The sequence below is a fragment of the Streptomyces turgidiscabies Car8 genome (genome assembly GCF_000331005.1).
Classification (GTDB): Bacteria; Actinomycetota; Actinomycetes; order Streptomycetales; family Streptomycetaceae; genus Streptomyces; species Streptomyces turgidiscabies.
Window position 1 is genome coordinate 1 of sequence record NZ_AEJB01000581.1, and the last position, 2,118, is coordinate 2,118.

At 71.4% G+C, this 2,118-nt stretch carries 2 protein-coding genes; both read left to right on the forward strand.

Going from position 1 to position 2,118, the window contains the following annotated elements:
* Positions 1–29 precede the first annotated feature (29 nt).
* On the forward strand, positions 30–1,088 hold the full coding sequence (locus STRTUCAR8_RS41030) for a hypothetical protein (protein ID WP_143666525.1): 1,059 nt from the start codon (positions 30–32) through the stop codon (positions 1,086–1,088).
* A complete protein-coding gene (locus tag STRTUCAR8_RS41035; protein ID WP_006382302.1) occupies positions 1,085–2,086 on the forward strand; it encodes a beta-ketoacyl-ACP synthase 3 in 1,002 nt (333 codons plus the stop codon). Before STRTUCAR8_RS41030 ends, STRTUCAR8_RS41035 begins: the two co-directional genes overlap by 4 nt.
* The last annotated feature ends 32 nt before the right edge of the window (positions 2,087–2,118 follow it).

Genomic DNA, 2,118 nt, shown 5'->3' on the forward strand with positions numbered 1-2,118 from the left:
ACGCGCCTTGGAACCAAGGAGGCGCGACGGTGAGTACGACTGACCGGACAGAGCGGAGCCGGGGCCCGCAGACGGCCGGGCCCGCTCGGGTGGTCCGCCCGGCCCCCACGGCGGCCGCCGCACCCGTGACCAGCCCGCCGGCCGCGGTCGGCTGGGCCTACGCCATGGTGATCGTGGCGACGCTCGCCGCGATCGCGAGCAACGTCTTCGAGATCGCCCACCAGGTCGAGACCGATGTCGCCGGCGCGGCGACCACGGGTGACCTGGCCCTGACCATCGCCTTCTGCGCCCTGTTCGGCTTCTTCGCCGAGATGCTCCGGGCCGGCCGCCAGTGGGGCCGGGTGCTACTGACGGTGTTCACCTCCCTCGGCCTGCTGTTCACCGGCCTCGGCCTCGCCCAGCTCGGGGGTCGACCGCTGGTGGGACCGCTGCAGGCGAGCCTCGCCGTGGCCAGCCTGATCCCGAGTGTCGTCGGCCTCGTCCTCCTCTACGTCCCCTCCGTCAACCGGTGGATGGCGAGCGTGCGCGAGGAGAGCCGCACCATCTCCCAGCGGCTGCGCAAGGCGGTGCTCACCGCCCATGTGGGCATCTCCGTGGGCTGGCTCGGCCTGGTCACCGGCATGTTCGCCATGTCGGTCGCGGGCGCGACCACCCACAACGCCGAGACGCAGGCCGCGATGTACCGCACCATGTCGCTGCTCGACGAGATCTTCCTCGGCATGACCAGCATGTTCGCCCTCATCACCGGCATCGTCGTGGGCGCCGGCACCAAGTGGCGCCTGCTGCACCGCCGATGGGTCGCCGTGAAGTTCTTCTGGACGATGGGCGTCATGGTGCTCGGCTTCTCCGTCATCCACCAGCAGATCCTGCGTGCCAACGAACTCGTCGACGCGGGCGCCACCGTCCGCGGCGGCGAACTCGACACCGTCGGCTGGACCATGGCCGGCTCGGCCCTCCTCGCCCTGCTCTCCCTCGTCTTCATGACGGCCGTCTCCACGTACAAGCCCTGGGGCCTGACGGACCGGGGCCGCCGGCACTCCCCCGCGAAGTCCGCCCGCGCATCCCGAAAGGACGACCGACAGTCATGACCACGATTCAGGACACCCGGACCCTGCGCCACAGCCGCCTCCTGGGCGTCGGCACGTACCGGCCCGAACGGTCCGTGCCCAACACCGAGATCGCCGAACGGACCGGACTCGACCCCGACTGGATAGAGAAGCGCTCGGGCATCCGTTCCCGGCGCTACGCCTCCCCCGAAGAGACCCTGCCGATGATGGCGACCACCGCCGCCGAGAAGGCGCTCGCAGCCGCGGGCATCGGCGCGGACCAGCTCGGCACGGTCATCGTCGCCACCATCACCTCCATGGAACAGATGCCCGCCGTGGCCGTCGAGGTCGCACACCGGCTGCACGCCGGGCAGGCCGCCGCCTTCGACGTCTCGGCGGCCTGCGCCGGCTTCTGCCACGCCCTCGCGCTCGCCAGTGACCTGGTCCGTATGGCCCGTACCGACTACGTCCTCGTCATCGGCGCCGAGCGGATGACGGACATCCTCGACCACTCCGACAGCGACACCGCCTTCCTCTTCGCCGACGGTGCCGGCGCCGTGGTCGTCGGCCCCTCCGACGAACCCGGCATCGGACCGGTGGTCTGGCACGCCGACGGATCGCGCAACGCCGCCCTGAAGATGACCTCGCCCTGGCACGACGGCACCGGGACCCGTCCGGACGGCCGTCCCGCCATCACGATGGCGGGCTGGAAGGTCTTCCGCTGGGCCACCAACGAACTCGTCCCCGCCACGCGGAAGATGCTCGACCTCGCGGGCGTCACCGTGGATCAGCTCGACGCGTTCATTCCGCACCAGGCCAACATGCTCATCACCGACTTCGTCGTCGGGGAGCTGGGCCTGACCGCACGGACCGCCGTCGCGCGGGACATCGTCACCAGCGGCAACACCTCCGCCGCGTCCATCCCGCTCGCCATGGAGGAGCTGCTGTCCAGCGGTAGCGCCCCCAGCGGCGGCCTCGCCCTGCTGGCCGGCTTCGGCGCCGGGCTGGTCTACGCGGGCCAGGTCGTGCGTCTGCCCTGAGCCCTCCCGCCCGCCGCGGACACTCCAGCGGG